17 protein-coding genes are annotated in these 18,822 nt (G+C 63.5%); 13 read left to right on the forward strand and 4 right to left on the reverse strand.

Translation table 11 applies throughout. The features are described from left to right. The first annotated feature begins 53 nt into the window (after positions 1-53). The 9 genes from EHW12_RS11840 to trmD all read left to right on the forward strand — a co-directional run bounded on the left by EHW12_RS11840 (position 54) and on the right by trmD (position 9,213). Positions 54-1,313 carry an ammonium transporter gene (locus EHW12_RS11840; protein ID WP_042450902.1) on the forward strand — a complete coding sequence of 420 codons (1,260 nt, stop codon included), beginning with the start codon at positions 54-56 and terminating at the stop codon, positions 1,311-1,313. A gap of 56 nt (positions 1,314-1,369) precedes the next feature. Further along, complete coding sequence (locus tag EHW12_RS11845) at positions 1,370-1,708, forward strand: P-II family nitrogen regulator (protein ID WP_003942772.1); 339 nt, start codon at positions 1,370-1,372, stop codon at positions 1,706-1,708. Next, complete coding sequence (locus EHW12_RS11850; RefSeq protein WP_003942689.1) at positions 1,698-4,205, forward strand: [protein-PII] uridylyltransferase; 2,508 nt, start codon at positions 1,698-1,700, stop codon at positions 4,203-4,205. Before EHW12_RS11845 ends, EHW12_RS11850 begins: the two co-directional genes overlap by 11 nt. Positions 4,206-4,320: 115 nt before the next feature. Continuing rightward, positions 4,321-5,907 carry a signal recognition particle protein gene (gene ffh / locus EHW12_RS11855; protein WP_125050682.1) on the forward strand — a complete coding sequence of 529 codons (1,587 nt, stop codon included), beginning with the start codon at positions 4,321-4,323 and terminating at the stop codon, positions 5,905-5,907. A 3-nt stretch (positions 5,908-5,910) separates the two neighbouring features. Next, on the forward strand, positions 5,911-6,993 hold the full coding sequence (locus EHW12_RS11860) for an amidohydrolase family protein (protein ID WP_125050684.1): 1,083 nt from the start codon (positions 5,911-5,913) through the stop codon (positions 6,991-6,993). Positions 6,994-7,202: 209 nt separating this feature from the next. Then, on the forward strand, positions 7,203-7,673 hold the full coding sequence (rpsP, locus tag EHW12_RS11865; RefSeq protein ID WP_003942818.1) for a 30S ribosomal protein S16: 471 nt from the start codon (positions 7,203-7,205) through the stop codon (positions 7,671-7,673). Then, positions 7,670-7,912, forward strand: a complete 243-nt coding sequence (locus tag EHW12_RS11870; protein ID WP_003939023.1) for an RNA-binding protein — start codon at positions 7,670-7,672, stop codon at positions 7,910-7,912. Before rpsP ends, EHW12_RS11870 begins: the two co-directional genes overlap by 4 nt. A gap of 14 nt (positions 7,913-7,926) precedes the next feature. After that, the gene (gene rimM / locus EHW12_RS11875; protein ID WP_064688991.1) at positions 7,927-8,499 is read left to right on the forward strand and encodes a ribosome maturation factor RimM; all 573 of its coding nucleotides are present in this window, start codon (positions 7,927-7,929) and stop codon (positions 8,497-8,499) included. A 9-nt stretch (positions 8,500-8,508) separates the two neighbouring features. Next, a complete protein-coding gene (gene trmD, locus EHW12_RS11880; RefSeq protein WP_003942745.1) occupies positions 8,509-9,213 on the forward strand; it encodes a tRNA (guanosine(37)-N1)-methyltransferase TrmD in 705 nt (234 codons plus the stop codon). Here the strand turns inward: trmD and EHW12_RS11885 are convergent. Then, complete coding sequence (locus EHW12_RS11885) at positions 9,210-9,785, reverse strand: dihydrofolate reductase family protein (RefSeq protein WP_075832947.1); 576 nt, start codon at positions 9,783-9,785, stop codon at positions 9,210-9,212. The genes trmD and EHW12_RS11885 overlap by 4 nt on opposite strands. A 68-nt stretch (positions 9,786-9,853) precedes the next feature. On the opposite strand from EHW12_RS11885, the gene EHW12_RS11890 reads away from it, so the two are divergent. After that, positions 9,854-10,432, forward strand: coding sequence for a TetR/AcrR family transcriptional regulator (locus EHW12_RS11890; protein WP_125050686.1), 579 nt, complete (start codon positions 9,854-9,856; stop codon positions 10,430-10,432). Between the two features lie 4 nt (positions 10,433-10,436). Here the strand turns inward: EHW12_RS11890 and EHW12_RS11895 are convergent, their stop codons facing one another. Continuing rightward, positions 10,437-10,883 (reverse strand): GtrA family protein, encoded by a 447-nt coding sequence (locus EHW12_RS11895; protein WP_007729301.1) that lies wholly within the window; start codon positions 10,881-10,883, stop codon positions 10,437-10,439. Then, on the reverse strand, positions 10,880-13,078 hold the full coding sequence (locus EHW12_RS11900) for a hypothetical protein (RefSeq protein WP_058038840.1): 2,199 nt from the start codon (positions 13,076-13,078) through the stop codon (positions 10,880-10,882). Before EHW12_RS11900 ends, EHW12_RS11895 begins: the two co-directional genes overlap by 4 nt. 172 nt (positions 13,079-13,250) lie before the next feature. Between EHW12_RS11900 and EHW12_RS11905 the strand changes: the two genes are divergently transcribed. Together EHW12_RS11905 and rffA are read left to right on the forward strand one after the other, a co-directional pair. Beyond that, positions 13,251-14,237, forward strand: coding sequence for a glycosyltransferase (locus tag EHW12_RS11905; RefSeq protein WP_003942691.1), 987 nt, complete (start codon positions 13,251-13,253; stop codon positions 14,235-14,237). Further along, entirely contained in the window at positions 14,227-15,369 is a 1,143-nt protein-coding gene (rffA, locus tag EHW12_RS11910; protein ID WP_003942806.1) for a dTDP-4-amino-4,6-dideoxygalactose transaminase, read from the forward strand. The genes EHW12_RS11905 and rffA overlap by 11 nt, the downstream gene beginning before the upstream one ends. 26 nt (positions 15,370-15,395) lie before the next feature. Here rffA and EHW12_RS11915 read toward each other — a convergent pair whose 3' ends face one another. Beyond that, on the reverse strand, positions 15,396-16,382 hold the full coding sequence (locus tag EHW12_RS11915) for a serine hydrolase (RefSeq protein WP_125050688.1): 987 nt from the start codon (positions 16,380-16,382) through the stop codon (positions 15,396-15,398). A 75-nt stretch (positions 16,383-16,457) separates the two neighbouring features. Here EHW12_RS11915 and EHW12_RS11920 point away from each other — a divergent pair, with 75 nt between their 5' ends. Continuing rightward, positions 16,458-18,797 carry a Tex family protein gene (locus tag EHW12_RS11920; protein ID WP_003942690.1) on the forward strand — a complete coding sequence of 780 codons (2,340 nt, stop codon included), beginning with the start codon at positions 16,458-16,460 and terminating at the stop codon, positions 18,795-18,797. Positions 18,798-18,822: the final 25 nt, after the last annotated feature.

Below are 18,822 nucleotides of genomic sequence, written 5' to 3' on the forward strand. Positions count from 1 at the left end.
GGTAGTAAGTGAGTACCGACGATTTGTTGGCGAACTCCGGTAACGCCGCATGGATGCTGATGGCTGCATCTCTGGTCTTGCTGATGACACCCGGCCTCGCTTTCTTCTACGGCGGGATGTCTCGGTCCAAGTCCGTCCTGAACATGATGATGATGTCCTTCGGGGCCATGGCCGTCATCGGCGTCATCTACGTTCTGTGGGGATGGTCGATGTCCTACGGCACCGAGAACATCGGGGGCATTTTTGCCAACCCGTTCGAGTTCTTCGGCCTCAAGAACAGCATCACCGATGCTGACGGCAACTTCATCGCCGGCGCCTGGGGCTACCCCAACGTCATCGACATCGCGTTCCAGGTGACATTCGCGATCATCACCACCGCCCTCATCAGTGGTGCCCTGGCCGAGCGGGTCAAGTTCGGCACCTGGCTCCTGTTCTCGGGTATCTGGGTCACCGTCGTCTACTTCCCGCTCGCACACATGGTGTGGGGCGGCGGACTCCTCTCGGGTTCCGAGGACGGCATCGCGGCAAAGCTCTTCGGCACCACGGTCAATGACGACGGAGTCACCGTCGCCAACGTCGCTCCGATCGACTTCGCCGGTGGCACAGTCGTTCACATCAACGCGGGTATGGCCGGTCTGGTCCTCGCACTCATCGTCGGCAAGCGTCTCGGCTTCGGCAAGACCGCCTTCCGTCCGCACAACCTGCCCTTCGTGATGCTCGGCGCCGCACTCCTCTGGTTCGGTTGGTTCGGCTTCAACGCCGGCTCGGCATTCGCCGCCGACGGTAACGCCGGTCTCGCCTGGGTCAACACGACCACCGCGACGTGTGCCGCAGTCCTGGCCTGGCTCGCTACCGAGCGTATTCGTGACGGCCACGCCACCAGCCTCGGCGCAGCTTCCGGTGCGGTGGCCGGTCTGGTCGCCATCACCCCTGCTGCCGGTGCGCTCAACCCGGTCGGTTCCATCTTCCTCGGCGCTGTCGCCGGCATCCTGTCCGCTCTCGCAGTAGGCCTGAAGTTCCGCTTCGGCTTCGACGACTCGCTCGACGTCGTCGGCGTGCACCTTGTCTCCGGCCTGTGGGGCACGATCGGTATCGGATTCTTCGGCACCGCAACCGGCCTCTTCTACGGCGGCGACTACAAGCAACTGGTGGTTCAGATCGTGATCGCACTCGCAGCACTCGTCTTCACCGGCGTTCTGACGACGATCATCGGCTTCGCACTCAAGCCCCTGGGCTGGCGAATCTCGGCCGAGGACGAGGCACGCGGCATCGATGAGACCGAACACGCAGAGACCGCATACGACCTCGCGTGATCAGCACGTGATTAAAGTGAATTCAGGCACTTCAGAGTTTGGAAAGGGATGAGCACATGAAGCTGATCACAGCAATCGTCAAGCCGTTCACGCTCGAGGACGTCAAGACCGGACTCGAGCAGGCCGGAGTGCTGGGTATGACAGTCAGCGAAGTTCAGGGCTACGGCCGACAGAAGGGCCACACCGAGGTGTACCGAGGCGCGGAGTATTCCGTGGACTTCGTACCCAAGGTCCGGGTCGAGGTCGTCGTCGACGACGCGGCCGTTGACAAGGTGGTCGAGGTGATCGTCGAGGCCGCTCGAACCGGCAAGATCGGTGACGGCAAGGTGTGGGTCTCGCCAGTCGAGTCGGTCATCCGGGTTCGCACCGGGGAACGCGGTGGCGATGCACTCTGACCCGAAAGGGTCCGAGAACTTCGGCCCTGGTTCCGTCGCGAAAGCGACGGGGCCAGGGCCGGTCTCGTCAGGGGGATCCGACGAAGCTGCGGACCTGGCCCGCGCACGCAAGGCCCTACTCACCGGAGGCGTCAAGAACAGGAGGCTCGACGCCCCCGCGCTGCGACATGCACTGGTCGATCTGCACGAATTCTGGTTGACCACCAAGGGGACCGAACTGGGCATCAAACCGGATTGTGGGTTTGCCATCGTCGCCGTGGGTGGTCTCGGCCGACGCGAACTGTTGCCGTATTCCGATCTCGATCTGATTCTGCTGCACGACGACATGGACCCAGCCGTCGTGGCCCAGGTCGCGGACAGCCTGTGGTACCCGCTGTGGGACGCGCACATCAAACTCGACCACAGCGTGCGGACGCTTCCGCAGGCGCTTCAGGTTGCGGCCACCGACATGACGGCAGCACTCGGAATGCTCGAAGCACGCCACATTGCCGGCGACGTGGAGCTGAGCAACCTGTTGATCAGTGGTGTCCGACGACAGTGGCGTATGGACATCCGCAGCCGATTCGACGAATTGATCACCCAGACCCGTACGAGGTGGGAGCGCAGCGGCGAGATCGCCCATCGCGCCGAACCGGATCTCAAGAGCGGCCGTGGCGGGCTGCGAGACGTCCAACTGCTCAACGCCCTGTCCATCGCGCAATTGACCGACGGGATGCCAGGGCTGGGACCCAACTCGCCCGGCGGCGGTCTGGCACTTGCGCACAGGCGGTTGCTCGACGTGCGCACCGAACTTCACCGCGTTGCCGGTCGCGCCCGCGACCAACTGCGAGCACAGGACGCCGACGAGATCGGTGCGGCGCTACGGATCGGTGATCGCTTCGATCTGGCCCGCCTTCTCAGCGAATCGGCGCGCACCATCAGCTATTCGGTCGACGTCGGTATCCGTACCGCCGGAAACTCCTTGCCCCGGCGTGGTTTGTCGCGGCTGCGTCGCGCGCCGGTGCGACGACCACTGGACGAGGGCGTCGTCGAGCATGCCGGCGAAGTAGTTCTGGCGCGCGATGCGAGGCCGAAGAAGGATCCCGGTCTGGTGATGCGGGTCGCGGCAGCGGCGGCCACCAACGGCATGCCGATCTCCGCGTCGACGCTCAATCGCCTGGCCGACAATGCCCCGGAGCTGCGTGAGCCGTGGCCGAAAAATGCGGTCAACGATCTCTTGGTCGTGCTCGGTTCGGGATCGCGTGCCGTTCCGGTGATCGAGGCGATGGACCGGACCGGGCTCTGGGGTCGACTCCTGCCGGAGTGGGGGACCATTCGCGATCTTCCGCCGCGCGACGCCGTCCATACGTGGACGGTGGATCGGCACCTGGTCGAAACCGCCGCGTATGCAAGCGGATTCACCACTCGCGTCGCTCGGCCGGATCTGCTCATGCTCGGTGCGTTGATCCACGACATCGGGAAGGGGCGAGGGGGAGACCACAGCGTCGTCGGTGCCGAATTGGCCACCGCGATCGGAAATCGCCTGGGACTCTGGCCTTCCGACGTCGCGACGTTGACGGCGATGGTGCGCTACCACTTGCTGTTGCCGGAAACCGCCACCCGTCGCGACCTCGACGATCCGGCAACCGTGCAGCGAGTGGTCGACGCACTCGAGGGAGACGGGACCCTTCTCGATCTCCTGCATTCGTTGGCGGAAGCGGATTCGCTGGCCACCGGGCCTGGTGTCTGGGGCGACTGGAAGTCGTCGTTGATCGGCGAGCTGGTGCGTCGTTGTCGTTTGCTGATGGCAGGGGAGGAGCTCCCGCAACCCGATCCACTCGCTCCCGAGCAATTGGCCATCGCCGAGGAGGGCGGGGTTCACGTCTCGCTCGTTCCGGCCGAGAATGCGCACACCTACGTCGTGACCGTCATCGCGCCCGACGCACCCGGGCTGCTGTCTCGGGCTGCCGGAGTTCTGGCGCTGCAGTCGTTGCGGGTGCATTCCGCATCGCTGGGGTCGCATGCAGGTTCGGCGGTCAACTCGTTTGTCGTGACGCCGAGGTTCGGCACACCCCCGCAGGCGGTGCTGCTCCGGCAGGAATTGATCCGGGCTTCGGCCGGTGAACTGAATTTGCTCGAACTTCTCGACGCGAAGGACGAGGAGGCACGGGCAGAGCAGTGGGACGACCCGATCCAGACCAACAAGGATTCCGCGGTTCCGGTGCTCTATGCGCAGGCGCCACCGCGGGTCATCTGGTTCGACGCGCCCGGCGACGGTCAGGCGATCCTCGAATTGCGTACCGAGGACCGCGTCGGCCTGCTCTGCCGACTGGCCGCAGCACTCGAACACAGTGGAGCCGACATCCGGTGGGCGAAGGTCGCCACCTTGGGTTCCTCGGTGGTCGACGCGTTCTGCCTCGACTTCGGTGAGGCCGATACCCGCGCGGCGCGAGAGCGCGTCGAGGAGGCGGTGCTGGCGGTGGTTCCGGTGCCACAACCCAAGAAGAAAGAGGATTGACGGACCGGTTTCGGCAGTTACGCCCGCATCGGCTGGGATCGGTGCGGGCGTAGCGGCTAGGCTGGTGCCCGAGAATATCCACGGCTAACTCGCACGACCTTCAGGAGCGCACTCGGTGTTCGAATCCCTTTCCGACAGATTGACCGGATCTCTCAAGGATCTGCGTGGCAAGGGTCGTCTGTCCGGCGCCGACATCGACGCTACGGCCCGCGAGATCCGCCTTGCCCTGCTCGAGGCCGACGTCGCGCTTCCCGTAGTGCGCAGCTTCATCGCCAAGATCAAGGAACGCGCCAAGGGCGCCGAGGTCTCGGGTGCACTGAACCCGGCTCAGCAGGTCGTCAAGATCGTCAACGAAGAACTGGTCGAGGTTCTCGGCGGTGAAACCCGTCGACTGCAGTTCGCCAAGACGCCGCCGACGGTCATCATGTTGGCCGGTCTGCAGGGTTCCGGTAAGACCACGCTGGCCGGAAAGTTGGCCAAGTGGCTCAAGGATCAGGGGCACACGCCCCTCCTCGTCGCCTGTGACCTTCAGCGTCCCGGCGCCGTCACTCAGCTTCAGATCGTCGGTGAGCGTGCAGGCGCCGCAGTCTTCGCGCCGCACCCCGGCACCTCCATCGGCGGCGGCGAGAACGCACTGGGCGTTTCCGCAGCCGACCCCGTCGAGGTCGCCCGCGCCGGCGTCGAAGAAGCACGCAACAAGCATTACGACGTCGTGATCGTCGACACCGCCGGTCGCCTCGGTATCGACTCGGAGCTGATGGCGCAGGCCGCCGGTATCCGTGACGCCGTCAACCCGGACGAGACCATCTTCGTCCTCGACGCCATGATCGGTCAGGACGCGGTCAGCACGGCCGACGCTTTCCGTGAGGGAGTCGGCATCACCGGTGTCGTCCTCACCAAGCTCGACGGCGACGCCCGCGGTGGTGCCGCGCTGAGCGTCCGCGAGGTCACCGGCCAGCCGATCCTCTTCGCCTCCACCGGCGAGAAGCTCGAAGACTTCGACGTCTTCCATCCCGATCGCATGGCCAGCCGGATCCTCGGCATGGGCGACGTCCTGAGCCTCATCGAGCAGGCCGAGCAGGTTTTCGACGCCGATCAGGCCGAAGCCACCGCAGCGAAGATCGGTTCCGGTCAGCTCACCCTCGAAGACTTCCTCGATCAGATGATGGCCGTCCGCAAGATGGGCCCGATCGGCAACCTCCTCGGTATGCTGCCGGGTGCCGGCGGCATGAAGGACGCGCTTGCCAACGTCGACGAGAAGCAACTCGATCGCATTCAGGCCATCATCCGCGGTATGACGCCGGCCGAGCGCGACGATCCGAAGATCATCAACGCCTCACGCCGACTGCGCATCGCGAACGGTTCGGGCGTCAAGGTTTCCGACGTCAACCAGTTGGTGGATCGTTTCTTCGAAGCCCGCAAGATGATGGCTGCCATGGCCGGCCGTATGGGCATGCCCGGCGCGCGTAAGCAGGTTCGCAGCAAGAAGGGCAAGAAGGGCAAGAAGGGCAAGAAGGGCGGCAAGGGCCCGACGCAGCCCAAGATGCGCGGAGGATTCCCCGGCATGGGCGGGTTCCCGGGGATGCCCGGCGGAATGCCGGCCGGTATGCCCGACCTGTCGAACATGCCCAAGGGTCTCGATCAGTTGCCGCCCGGACTGGAAGGCATCGATCTCTCTCAGCTCAAGCTGCCCAAGAAGTAGTCGGTGGCTGCGCTTCATCTTCGGGGGATCGGTCTGCCCGATGCCGCGCCGATCGAATTGTGGATCGTCGACGGGCTGATTTCCTTCGAGCCGGTGTCCGGTGCGGAGACGATCGTCGAATCGGGTTGGATCACACCGGGTCTCGTGGATGCGCACTGTCACGTCGGTATCCGCTACGGCGGTGGCGGCGGCGAAACCGTCGACGGGTTGCTGGGGCAGGCGAAGACCGAACGTGACGCGGGCGTGCTGTTGCTACGCGACGCCGGATCGCCGGTCGACACCAGGTTCATCGACGAGCGCCTCGATCTGCCGCGGATCATTCGCGCAGGTCAGCACATCGCAGCACCGAAGCGGTACATCCCGGGCCTGCCGGTCGACCTGGACGACGAATCTCAGTTGCCGGCCGAGGTGGTGCGTCAGGCAGGCGCCGGTGACGGTTGGGTCAAGCTCGTCGGGGACTGGATCGATCGTTCCATCGGTGACCTCGCCCCGTTGTGGAGCGACGAGATTCTGGTCGAGGCCATCGCTGCCGCCCATGCCGAAGGCGCAAGGGTCACCGCTCACGTCTTTGCCGAGGATGCTCTGCCCGGCCTGATCAACGCCGGCATCGACTGCATCGAGCACGGCACCGGATTGACGGACGCGACCATCGAGTTGATGGTCGCTCACGGCACGGCCTTGGTTCCGACGCTGATCAACATCGCAACTTTCCCCGAGATCGCGGACTCTGCCACGCGGTATCCGATCTACGCGGCGCACATGCGGGATCTGCACGCTCGTCGACATCGGACGATCGGTGCCGCTCACGAGGCCGGGATTCCGATCTATGCCGGAACGGATGCCGGCGGATCGATCAGGCACGGGCGGATCGCCGACGAGATCGCCGAACTCGAAGTTGCCGGTTTGACGGCGCATCAGGCGCTGGGCGCAGCCTGCTGGGACGCGCGGAGTTGGTTGGGTGCGCAGGGGATCGAAGAAGGAGCGCCCGCCGACCTGGTGGTTTATTCCGAAGATCCGCGCGGAAACCCCGATGTGCTCGCGAAGCCGATGCGTGTGATCCTCCGCGGAACCCCCGTGAGTGGTTAGGGAGTCCCCGCTCTCTCGAAGCGCGCACAGGGTGGTTTCCGAACGAGCCCACCCATCTGGCACAATGGACCATTGTTCGTCGCAACCGGTTACGTACCGCTGCGACGGTCACAGGATAGAGGCAAAACCGGGCTCACAAATCGTGTGGGTCGCTGAATTGCACGTGACATGCGCAGCACTGTTGTGCGCGCTGAAGGAGAACTGCAGCTGTGGCTGTCAAAATCAAGCTCACCCGCCTCGGCAAGATCCGCAACGCTCAGTACCGCGTTGTCATCGCCGACTCGCGCACCCGTCGTGACGGCCGTGCGATCGAGACCATCGGCAAGTACCACCCCAAGGAAGAGCCCTCGCTGATCGACATCGATTCCGAGCGCGCTCAGTACTGGCTGTCCGTGGGCGCACAGCCCACCGAGCCCGTCGAGGCACTCCTCAAGATCACCGGTGACTGGCAGAAGTTCAAGGGCCTGCCGGGCACCGAAGGCACCCTGCGCGTCAAGGAAGCCAAGCCCACCAAGCTCGAGCTCTTCCAGGCTGCGCTCGCGCAGGCCGAGAACGAGCCGGTTGCAGAAGCAATCACCCCCAAGAAGAAGAAGGCTGCAAAGGCTGACGAGGCCAAGGCAGAAGACACCGCGGCTGACGCCGAGGCTCCCGCTGCAGACGCCGAGGCTGCTGACAAGTGAGTGCCGTCGTCGCTGATGCGGTAGAGCATCTCGTGCGTGGCATCGTCGCCAATCCCGACGATGTGCGCGTCGAGCTGATCACCGGACGTCGGGGACGGACCGTCGAGGTGCACGTGCACCCAGACGATCTCGGCAAGGTCATCGGTCGGGGTGGTCGCACTGCGACCGCTCTGCGGACCTTGGTCTCCGGCATCGGTGGCCGCGGTATCCGTGTTGATGTCGTCGACACCGATCAGTAGACGGCAGTAAACAGGTGGAACTCGTAGTCGGTCGTGTCGCGAAGTCGCATGGCATCAAAGGTGAATTGGTAGTCGAGGTTCGTACAGACGAGCCCGAGGATCGTTTTGCCGTAGGTTCCGTGCTGCGTGGGCGCAAGCCGCGCGAGTCCACACTGAAGTCGTACACAGTGGAAGCCGCCCGGGATCATTCCGGGCGGCTTCTGCTGCGCCTCGAAGGCGTCAGTGACCGTGGCGACGCAGATGCGTTGCGCGGCACACTGTTTGTCATCGACAGTTCCGAACTCGAGCCTTCGGATGATCCGGACGAGTTCTACGATCACGAACTCGAAGGACTGAAGGTCGTCCTCACGGACGGTGCCGAGGTCGGTTCGGTCATCGAGGTATTGCATTCCGCCGCAGGCGAATTGCTTTCGATTCGCCGTACCGGTGAGGCATCCGGCGAATTGCTGATCCCGTTTGTCGCCGCCATCGTCACCTCGGTGTCGATCGCCGACGGTGTCGTGGTGATCGAGCCTCCCGAGGGACTGCTCGACCCGGACTTCGGCGACAAGTCGAACAGCGACAATTCGAACTCAGACAACGACTGATCGTTTGTTATGCGTCTCGACGTCGTCACCATCTTTCCCGAGTATCTCGAACCGCTTCGTGCTGCCTTGCTGGGCAAGGCAATCGAACGTGGCTTGATCTCGGTCGACGTCCACGATCTTCGGTCGTGGACCCATGACGTGCACAAAGCCGTCGACGATTCTCCGTATGGCGGCGGACCCGGCATGGTCATGAAACCCACCGTCTGGGGCCCGGCACTGGACGACGTGATCGGGCGCTCCGATTCTTCCGGCCCCGATGATGCCGAGACCATTCTGGTGGTGCCCACTCCCGCCGGCGTTCCGTTCACCCAGGAGACCGCGCACCGCTGGTCCAACGCCAAGCACCTTGTGTTTGCCTGCGGCCGATACGAAGGTATCGATCAACGGGTTTTCGACGACGCCGCCAAGCGGGTCAGAGTCGAAGAAGTCAGCATCGGCGATTACGTCCTGATCGGCGGCGAAGCAGCCGTGCTGGTGATGGTCGAGGCTGTCGTGCGACTGATGCCCGGCGTTCTCGGCAATCAGCTTTCACACCAAGAGGATTCGTTTTCCGACGGCCTTCTCGAAGGGCCTAGCTACACTCGCCCGGCTGTGTGGCGCGACCTCGAAGTTCCGCCGGTGCTTCTCTCCGGTGATCACGCGAAGATCAAAGCGTGGCGCCATGAGCAGTCGCTGCAGCGCACGGCCGAGCGTCGACCGGATCTTCTTCCTTAGGTATTTCGCTTCAACCAGGTGATGCTTGCGCCGTCGTCGAGCGATTCGGTTGCAGTCGGTGTGAACGGCGTCGGCTCGAAGTTACCTCTGATCATCGGTATGCCTGCGCCGGCGACTACCGGATACCTCTTGATGATCAACTCGTCGATCTCCGGTAGTAGTTCGCCGGCGAGAGTTCCGCCGCCACACAGCCAGATATCTTGTCCTTCTTCCTCTTTGAGAGATCTGACTACCCCAAGTGGATCGGCGCGAACGATGGTGACGGGGGGATCCTCGGCGTCAGGGATGGTTGTGGAGACGACGAACTGACGCAGGTGCGCGAAGGGGCTTTTCACTCCGGCGGCCAGCCCGGGCTCGTAGGAGCCGCGGCCCATGACGACCGTGTCGAAGGTCTTGTTGGGCGCGTCCTCGATTCCGAGAGCGGGCCGCACATGCGTTGGCACGGTTTCAGGATATCGATCGCATATCCAGGCCGTGATCTGTTCGGAGACCGGGAGGAAATCGAATTCGCCACCAGGCCCCGCGATGTATCCGTCGAGGGAAGCTCCCACGTAGTACACAAGCTTTCGCATATAACGCTCCGTTCGTAGTACTATGTTTGTAGTGGTTTAACTTAGGGTCGTGTCAGGAGTGATGTCAAGTGCGAAAGAACCCGGAACGCCGGCTTGCCCTGATCGACGCGGCAATCGAGGTGTTGGCCCGAGAGGGTGCTCGAGGCTTGACGTTTCGAGCCGTCGACGCCCAGGCAGCAGTGCCGAACGGGACAGCGTCGAACTACTTCTCCAATCGCGACGACCTGCTCACTCAAGCGGGTGGCCGGATCTACGAGCGACTGATTCCGGAGGACCTCGAAGGGATGATCGATCCCGTCAACGGCACCGATCGCGAGCGCCTGGTGACGCTCATGCTCGACGTGGTCGAGCGCGTCACCTCGTTCGGAACGGGTTTCCTCGCGCTCATGGAGTTGCGACTGGAGGCGACGCGTCGACCGGACCTGCGTGCGGTGCTGACCGTCCGCATCCGAGAAGACTTCGATCTGAACGTAGCCAATCATCTGGCGTCGGGCGTGCCGGGTGATGCGATGACCGTTCGCCTGCTCTATTTGTCGCTGAACTGGCTCGCACTGGATCGACTCACATTGCCGAACCTGTTCGGAGAGGAAGATATTCGGACGATCGTCGAGGCGGCGGTGGATCGAGCGTTACTCCGCGAATCGTAGAAGGTCAGTGTCGTTCGGCAGGTTTGCGGCGGAACGAGAAGTATCGATGACCGAAGAAGCTCACACCGGCGACGATCAGCATGACAACCGCCTGGGCGGGAAGCGGCGGGGCATGCAGAATCGACACCGCGATTGTTCCGAGAATCAGATTCAGCACCAGGCCACCGGAATTGACGACGATGAACGCTCCCAGGTCGCGTGCCACATGTCCGCGGACGCGGAAAACGAGAGTCCGATGCAGAACGAAAGCGATGAGGACGCTGATGGAGTACGCGCCGATCACAGCCACTTGATACAGATCCTTGTTGTCGAGGATCAGTGACCAGACCACGAAGAGCGCGTATCCGATCGCCGTATTAGCCACTCCGACAATGGCAAATGCGATGGGCTGATGCTTGACCACCCGAAGCAGTGGGCCGGGGTTCTCGGGTGATGCGATGTCTTCGGTCATGAAGACTCGGTTTTCACGGTGTTGATCCCGTCCTTGCGTCGGTTCCGCAGATACATCCACTCGAGCACGCCGAGTCCGAGGACTCCGGCGACCATCGAAGCGCCGCCGACCTTCCATCCCGGGGGACGCCACGTCAGGACAAGTTCCGCGTCTTTCGTACCGGCTGGAACGTCCACGGTGACAAAGGACTTCGCGACGACGTCGATCGGGACAGGCTGACCGTCGATGCTCGCCCGATATCCGGGCCAGCCGAGCCGTGCGAACACAACCTTGCCGCCGGTCTCCGAACTGACACGAAGGGTGCTCGACATGTTCGATTCCGCGATCGACGTAGCCTCGACGCCGTGGGCGTCGGCGATGCGTCCGTTGCGTGTCGAGACGGGGCCGTCGACGCGTTCGAGTACCGAGATGTAGTTCTCGTGTCCGGGGTAGTCGACCCATTTCCATCCGTCGGGAGCCGGGTTCTTGCGTGCATCGGGGTAGAGAGCGTTCTGAAGTACGACGCGGTCCACGTTCATCAGGTCGACGATGGTGCGGCCGGTGGTGGGTTCGACGGTGAATGCGCGCCGAAAGGCGTCGGGGCAGACGCTCATGTCCCAGCGCATGCAGAGCAGATCACCGAAGTAGAAGTGCCCGTTGGGGGTGTAGCCGCTGGTGTAGGTCAGTTCGAGGTCTTTGGGGTAGTTGCCGAAAGCCAGGGAACCGTACGCTCCGTCGAGGGTTTTGTCCCCGGGGGCGATGAGTGCACGGTCGCCCAGTTGCAGTGTCGTGCCTTCGAAGTCGGGGAAGGCCTCTTTCATCTCCGAGCGGGATTCGGGCAGGTTCCAGCTCATCGGGGTTGGTTGCGCGGCCCGAACCTGGGCGTAGGCGATGGGGGAGACCGCGACGATCGCTACGAGGCATGCGAAAGCAGTGCCTTTGGTACGGCCGAGCCAGACCATCGCGGCGCCGAGTGCGGCAACGAGCAGGGCTGAGATCACATGCCATTTCGCGAGCCCGGGAGCTGCCGAGGCTGACCGAATCAGAAGCAGGCCCACGAGGATTCCCGCTGCAACGCAGCGCCCGCGCAACTTGTCGGTCGTGGCGTAACGCCCGAGCAGGATGCACACCAGAAGCAGGAGTCCGATGGCCACCATCGGAAGTACGCGCGCGGGCCACCGCAGTGGGCCGATCGTGCTCGGCCCGGCAGTCCACATGAGGACGGCGACCGTGAAGATCCCGACGGCGGTCAATTCGCGTGCCGCGGCGCGTGCCTTGCCCCAGTCGATGAATGCCAGGGCGGGTATGAGGAACCAGGCGATGTAGACCATGGGCATGGTCTGGATGTATCCCCACCACGAGGTGAACGCGGGCATCGTGCTCGGCAGGCTCGCGTTCAGCGATTCCGACCACGGGACGGCGAGGAATGCATCGTTCTTGACTTCGGATGCACCGCGCCAGGTGACGTCCGCGGTGAGCAGGCTCGGCAGATACGTCGCGAGACCGGCCAGAGCGGCACACGCGGACACCGCCAGAAGCCGCAGTGACGGCAGCCAACGCCGCTGATAGACAACTTCGCCGATTGCGACCGCGCCGATCATCAAGCCGGATTCGACTGCGGGGAAAACATATTGGACCGACATCGCGAGATACAAGAACACGAAGGTCGGGATCGGACCGCTCTTACCTCGGGCGTAGCGGATTGCCGACGCCCACGCCTGAACCATCCAGGCAGTGCCGGTGAAGGCAGTCATCCAACTGGCCGAGTCGAAGAACAGCAGGAAACCGGTGAACGGAATCGAGACGCCGGCGACGGCAGCCCACGTGGGCTTCGAGCCGTACTCGAGGCAGATCCGATAGACGCCGAGTGCAAGGATGATCGCGAAGATCAACTTCACGATCGTCGCGTACAACGCCAGGTTGTCGAAGGACGGTGCGATCAGGTCGATCAGGAGTTGCGGTGGATTGAGAAGGCCTGCTTCCTCGATCGCGTAGTTGCCCGCCATCCAGTTCTCGGGGACGAGCACCGGGAGGTGTCCTTCTCGCAGACTGCGGCCGAGCATGACCCACAGCGGCGCGTATTGGGACTCGGTGTCGTCGGTGTAGAAGTGACGAGCATTCGCGAGCACCACGGCCAGATAACCGGCGATGACACCGATCGCCGTGACGGCGCCCCACTTGTACACGTCTGCCCGGGCGAGAGTGCGAGTTTCCACCACGAGTTCCAGACCTTAACAGGGCAGGTGGGGCGTACGGAGACGCGAGCGCGTCACGCGCCGCCGGCATCCGAAGTCAAGACATCTCTGCGTGTTAAAGTTCGCGACGGTGTGGGCCCGATCGTGCCTGTCTCTCGGCGCCAGTCGAGCCCCCTGAAGGGAGTGGAAGCGAGTGCACTCGATTTCCGTCGTAGTGCCCGTTTATCAGGGCGAAAAGACGATCACGGCGCTCGTCGAGGAGTTGGACGGCCTGGGCACACCGAGTGCGACGCCCGGTGGTGCGCAGTTCTCCGTCGACGAGATCGTGCTGGTTCACGACAACGGCCCGGACCGCTCCGACGTCGTGTTACTCGAATTGGAGCGCCGTTTCGAGCAGGTGCGTGTCGTGTGGCTCAGCCGCAACTACGGCCAGGACGCGGCGACCATCGCCGGCATGGCCGCTGCAACTGGACAGTGGATCGTGACGATGGACGAGGACGGCCAGCACGACCCGGTGCACATCGGGGCTTTCCTCGACACCGCGCTGACGGAGCGATCCGATCTCGTGTATTCCAAACCCACGAACACACGCCCGCACGGATTCTTGCGGAACCTGACCTCGCGCGGCGCAAAGATCGTCTTGGCGACGGTATTCGCGTTCCCTGATTCGACGAGATTCGAAAGTTACCGCCTGATCCGCGGTGACATCGGCCGACAGTTGGCCGGCGTCGCGGCCAACGGCGTGTATCTGGACGTTGCGCTGACGTGGGTTGTCGGTAACACGGCCACGGCGCCGGTGACACTTCGAGCCGAAGGTCGCGAAGAATCCGGGTACAACTACCGCCGTTTGTTCTCGTTGTTCTGGAAGATGGTGTTGTGTAGCGGAACACGCGGTCTGCGGCTGGTCAGCCTGCTCGGAGTCACCCTGGCGTCGGCCGGTGTGATCATGGCCGCGGTGATCTTCATCGGCGCCATGACCGGCGACAACAATGATCCCGAAGGATGGGCGTCGATCATCATGGCGCTGCTGGTCTGTTCGGGTGCGATCCTGTTCTCGCTCGGACTCATTGCCGAATATCTCGGTGTGGCACTGCACGTCCTTGTCGGAAAGCCGCTGTATCTGACTGTCGATTCCCCGCGGCCCGGAACCTCGATCGATCGGCGTAGTCGTGAGCACTGATCGCATCATCTTCTCCCGCCCCTATCGGGCATCGAACGAATTGTCGAATCTGGCAACGGTTCTGGAGTCCGACCACATTCACGGTGACGGACGTTTCACCAAGTCCGCGACTGCAGCGCTCAAGGCGATCACCGGATCCACGCATGCTCTGCTGACCACCTCGTGCACGCATGCACTCGAATTGGGTGCGCTGCTGCTCGAATTGGGCCCGGGCGACGAGGTAATAGTTCCGAGCTTCGCGTTCAGTTCGGCGGCAACCGCCGTCGCGTTGCGCGGGGCCACTGTTGTTTTCGTCGACATCGATCCGAGTACCGGCAACATCGACCCGGCGTGCGTCGCGGCGGCGATCACCGAACGCACCAAAGCTGTCTTGGTCATGCATTACGGCGGAGTCGCCGCGGACATGGAACCTCTCCTCGACCTCGCGGAACTCCATGGCGTTGCGTTGATCGAAGACAACGCTCACGGGCTCGGCGGAAAGTGGCGCGGGCGCTCGCTCGGCACCATCGGAACAATCGGAACGCAGAGTTTTCACGACACCAAGAACGTTCACTGCGGTGAGGGCGGCGCGCTGTTGCTCTCCGACGATCAGTTGATGACTCGCGCCGAAATCATCCGTGAGAAGGGGACCGACCGTGCGCGTTTCCTGCGCGGGCAGGTCGACAAGTATTCGTGGCAGGACATCGGGTCGAGTTATCTGCCCAGTGAACTCAATGCCGCCGTCCTCGACGCACAACTCTCCGAGTTCGACGCGATTCAGGCGGCGAGGCATCGCGTCTGGGACGCCTACAGCGTGAGTCTGGGCGAGTGGGCGGCCGCGAACGGTGTCGTGCCCATGGCGGTGCCCGATGATCGCGAGCACACTGCGCACCTGTTCTATCTCAAGATGCCGACCGAAGAGAGCCGTGACGGCTTGATTCGGCACCTTGCCGGTGACGGAATCGTGGCGCCGTTCCACTACGTTCCGCTCGATACGAGTGCGGCCGGTGTGCGCTACGGACGAACACCGCAGCCTTGCGTGCGTAGTGCCGAGTTCTCCGCGTCGATCCTTCGACTGCCGCTGTGGCCCATGCTCACGTTCGAACAACAGGACCGTGTCATCGGTTCGGTGCTCGAGTACAAGCAGGCTTGAGGACGAACACGACCGCGTGGATCGAATCAGGGCCCGGAAGCTTCGGGCATCGCCGAATCCGCGGTCGTGGATGCCGCTGCCCAGTCGTCGATGCTTCCGCTCGGGAAGAGAATCTGCGTGACGCCGGTGACCGTGTCGCGAGCGTGCAATGCACTTTCGTCGTCGACGGCATCGGTGAACGAGGTGTCGGGATAGAAGCTGTCCTCATCCGTGTACTGGACGTCTTCTCGCGAACCGATTGCGATGATGTATCGGTTGTCGTCACCGACGATGCCGGTGGACAGATGGATCCACTTGTCCTCGACACAGCACATCCAGCCCTGTTTGACTCCTATGACGGGCTCGCCGAACAAGGCCTCGGGCAGGCCGAATCTCTGGTCGTAACCGTCGGTTCCTTCGGGAGTGGATTGCCGCAGGTACTCGACGAACTGCTCGACCCGTTCAGGTCCGAGTTGATCGGAGTCGTCGAGGACACCGCTGTAGAAGGTGACCAGGTCACGTGTCGTGGTCTCGGTGTTCCACCACATTCCGTCCCAGGGCGGCGTCGTCGCGGTCAGTGCGTAACGCTCGGCGACGCGGGTGATCACCTCTTGGCCGCCGACCTCGTCCCACAGGAGGTTGGCTGCGGTGTCGTCGGAGGATTCGAGCATCGCCGCCATGAGGGTGCGATCGTCGTCCGTGATGGGTCGCTCACCGCGCGCATCCTGATGAAGTAGATCCTCGGCGATGAAAAGTTTTGCCACCGAGGCTGTTTCGATCTGCTGGTCACCGGCGACGTCGAGGTACCTGTCCGAGGAGCGGTCGAGGATGGCGATGGAGACGTCCGCACCACGCCCGAGCGCAGCCACCTGAGCCTGTCCCAGACGGCCGTCGAGGGTCTCGGCTACCGGAACATTGGTGTCGGGAAAGGCGGGGGTCTGCATCGGATCATCCGGGTTCTGTCCACCGCTGCACGAAGCCGCAAAAGTAACTGCGGCCACCATTGCGGCAATCCGGACGTACCGCGTACTCATTTGTTTCCCCCGGTAGCCCTGACACGGCACTGTTGCCGATCTTCTTGTCTCAGGATAGCGGTAGGGTCGGATCTCGTGATTCTCAAGACCGTGAACCAGCGCATTGCCGAGGAACTCGACGTCCGCGAAGGCCAGGTTGCAGCAGCAGTCGACCTTCTCGACGGCGGAGCCACGGTGCCCTTCATCGCCCGGTACCGCAAGGAAGTCACCGGCACGCTCGACGACGCCCAGCTGCGACTCCTGGACGAGCGGCTGCGGTATCTCCGCGAGCTCGACGACCGTCGTGACGCCGTGCTCACGGAGATCGACTCTCAGGGCAAACTCGACGATCAACTGCGCGGTCAGATCATGCTGGCCGAGACGAAAGCGCGGCTGGAGGACATCTACCTCCCCTTCAAGCCGAAGCGGCGCACCAAGGCGCAGATCGCCCGCGAGGCCGGCCACGAGCCCGTCGCCGATGCTCTCATCGGAGATCCCACCACCGATCCCGCGCAGTATTCGGACGAGCAACTCGACGGTGCCCGGTCGATCCTCGTCGAGCGCTTCGCCGAGGACGCCGATCTGGTCGGTGAATTGCGTGAGCTGATGTGGAATCGCGGCCAGGTCGTCTCCTCGGTCCGCAAGGGCAAGGAAACCGATGGCTCGAAGTTTGCTGACTACTTCGAGTTCTCGGAACCGTTCTCCAAATTGCCCTCGCACCGCATCCTCGCCGTCCTGCGCGGCGAGAAGGAAGAAGTGCTGTCGCTCAACATGGCGGCAGACACCGAAGAACTCGCGCCGGGGGAGCGCACGGTCTACGAAGGCCGCATCGCGTCGCGGTTCGAGATCGCCGACCGTGGTCGGGCCGCCGACGGGTGGCTTCTCGACACCGTCAAGTGGGCGTGGAAGACGAAGTTCGCCGTCACGCTCGGTATCGACACTCGGATGCGTCTGCGGCAGTCGGCCGAGAAGGACGCCGTCGACGTCTTCGCCACCAACCTCAAGGATCTACTCCTCGCAGCTCCCGCCGGCGCCCGACCCACCATGGGACTCGACCCCGGATTCCGCACCGGAACGAAGGTTGCCGTCGTCGACGGAACCGGCAAAGTTGTTGCCTACGAGACGATTTACCCGCACCAGCCGCAGAACAAGTGGGACGCGGCTCTCGCGACGCTTGCCGGACTGGTCGCCGAACACGGCGTCGAACTGATCGCCATCGGCAACGGCACGGCCTCACGCGAGACCGACACGCTCGCTACCGAACTGATCAAGAAGACCGGCGCGCCCAACCTGACCAAGATCGTCGTCTCCGAGGCAGGCGCATCGGTGTACTCGGCTTCGGCCTACGCGTCGCAGGAACTTCCCGACCTCGACGTCTCGATTCGCGGTGCGGTGTCCATTGCGCGTCGCCTGCAGGATCCGTTGGCGGAGTTGGTCAAGATCGATCCCAAGTCCATCGGCGTCGGTCAGTACCAGCACGACATCACCGAATCGCTGCTCTCGCGTTCCCTCGACGCCGTCGTCGAGGATGCCGTCAACTCGGTCGGCGTCGACGTCAACACCGCGTCCGTGCCGCTGCTTGCTCGGGTGTCCGGAATTGCAGGATCCCTTGCAGAGAGCATCGTCGCGCATCGGGACCAGAACGGTCCGTTCAAATCCCGCAAGGGTCTCAAGGATGTCTCCCGCCTGGGACCCAAGGCATTCGAGCAGTGCGCAGGCTTCCTGCGGATCACCGACGGCGACGACCCTCTCGACGCGTCGAGCGTCCACCCGGAGGCATATCCGGTGGTTCGCAAGATCGTTGCGAGTGCAGGCGGGGACGTGCGCACCGTGATCGGAAACTCGCAGGCACTTCGATCGGTCAAGGCGTCCGACTACGTCGACGAGCGATTCGGTCTACCGACCGTCACCGACATCATCTCCGAGTTGGAGAAGCCGGGACGAGATCCACGACCCGAATTCAAGACCGCAACCTTTGCCGCAGGTATCGAGAAGGTCGCGCATCTCAAGCCAGGCATGACTCTCGAAGGCGTGGTCACCAACGTCGCAGCCTTCGGTGCCTTCGTCGACATCGGAGTTCATCAGGACGGTCTGGTTCACGTCTCGGCGATGTCACACAACTTCGTCAAGGACCCACGCGAGGTCGTCAAGTCAGGTGACGTCGTCAAGGTGAAGGTCCTCGAAGTGGACGAGGCACGCCAACGCATCGGGCTGACGCTTCGTCTCGACGACGAGGTGGGAGCGCCCCGCAAGTCCGAAGGCCAGCGAGGTGGGCAACCCCAGCGTCAGGGCCAGCCGCAGGGCCAGCGTCAGGGGCAGGGTCAGCAACGAGGAAATGGCGGACGCCAGGGCGGACGCGAGCAGCGACCGGACAACCGCGCGCCTGCTGCCGGGTCGATGGCCGACGCTCTGCGCAAGGCGGGCTTCGGCAAGTAAATCCGTCCGCCGGGTTTTCGAAGTC

The sequence above is a fragment of the Rhodococcus sp. NJ-530 genome (assembly GCF_003860625.1).
Classification (GTDB): domain Bacteria; phylum Actinomycetota; class Actinomycetes; order Mycobacteriales; family Mycobacteriaceae; genus Rhodococcus_F; species Rhodococcus_F qingshengii.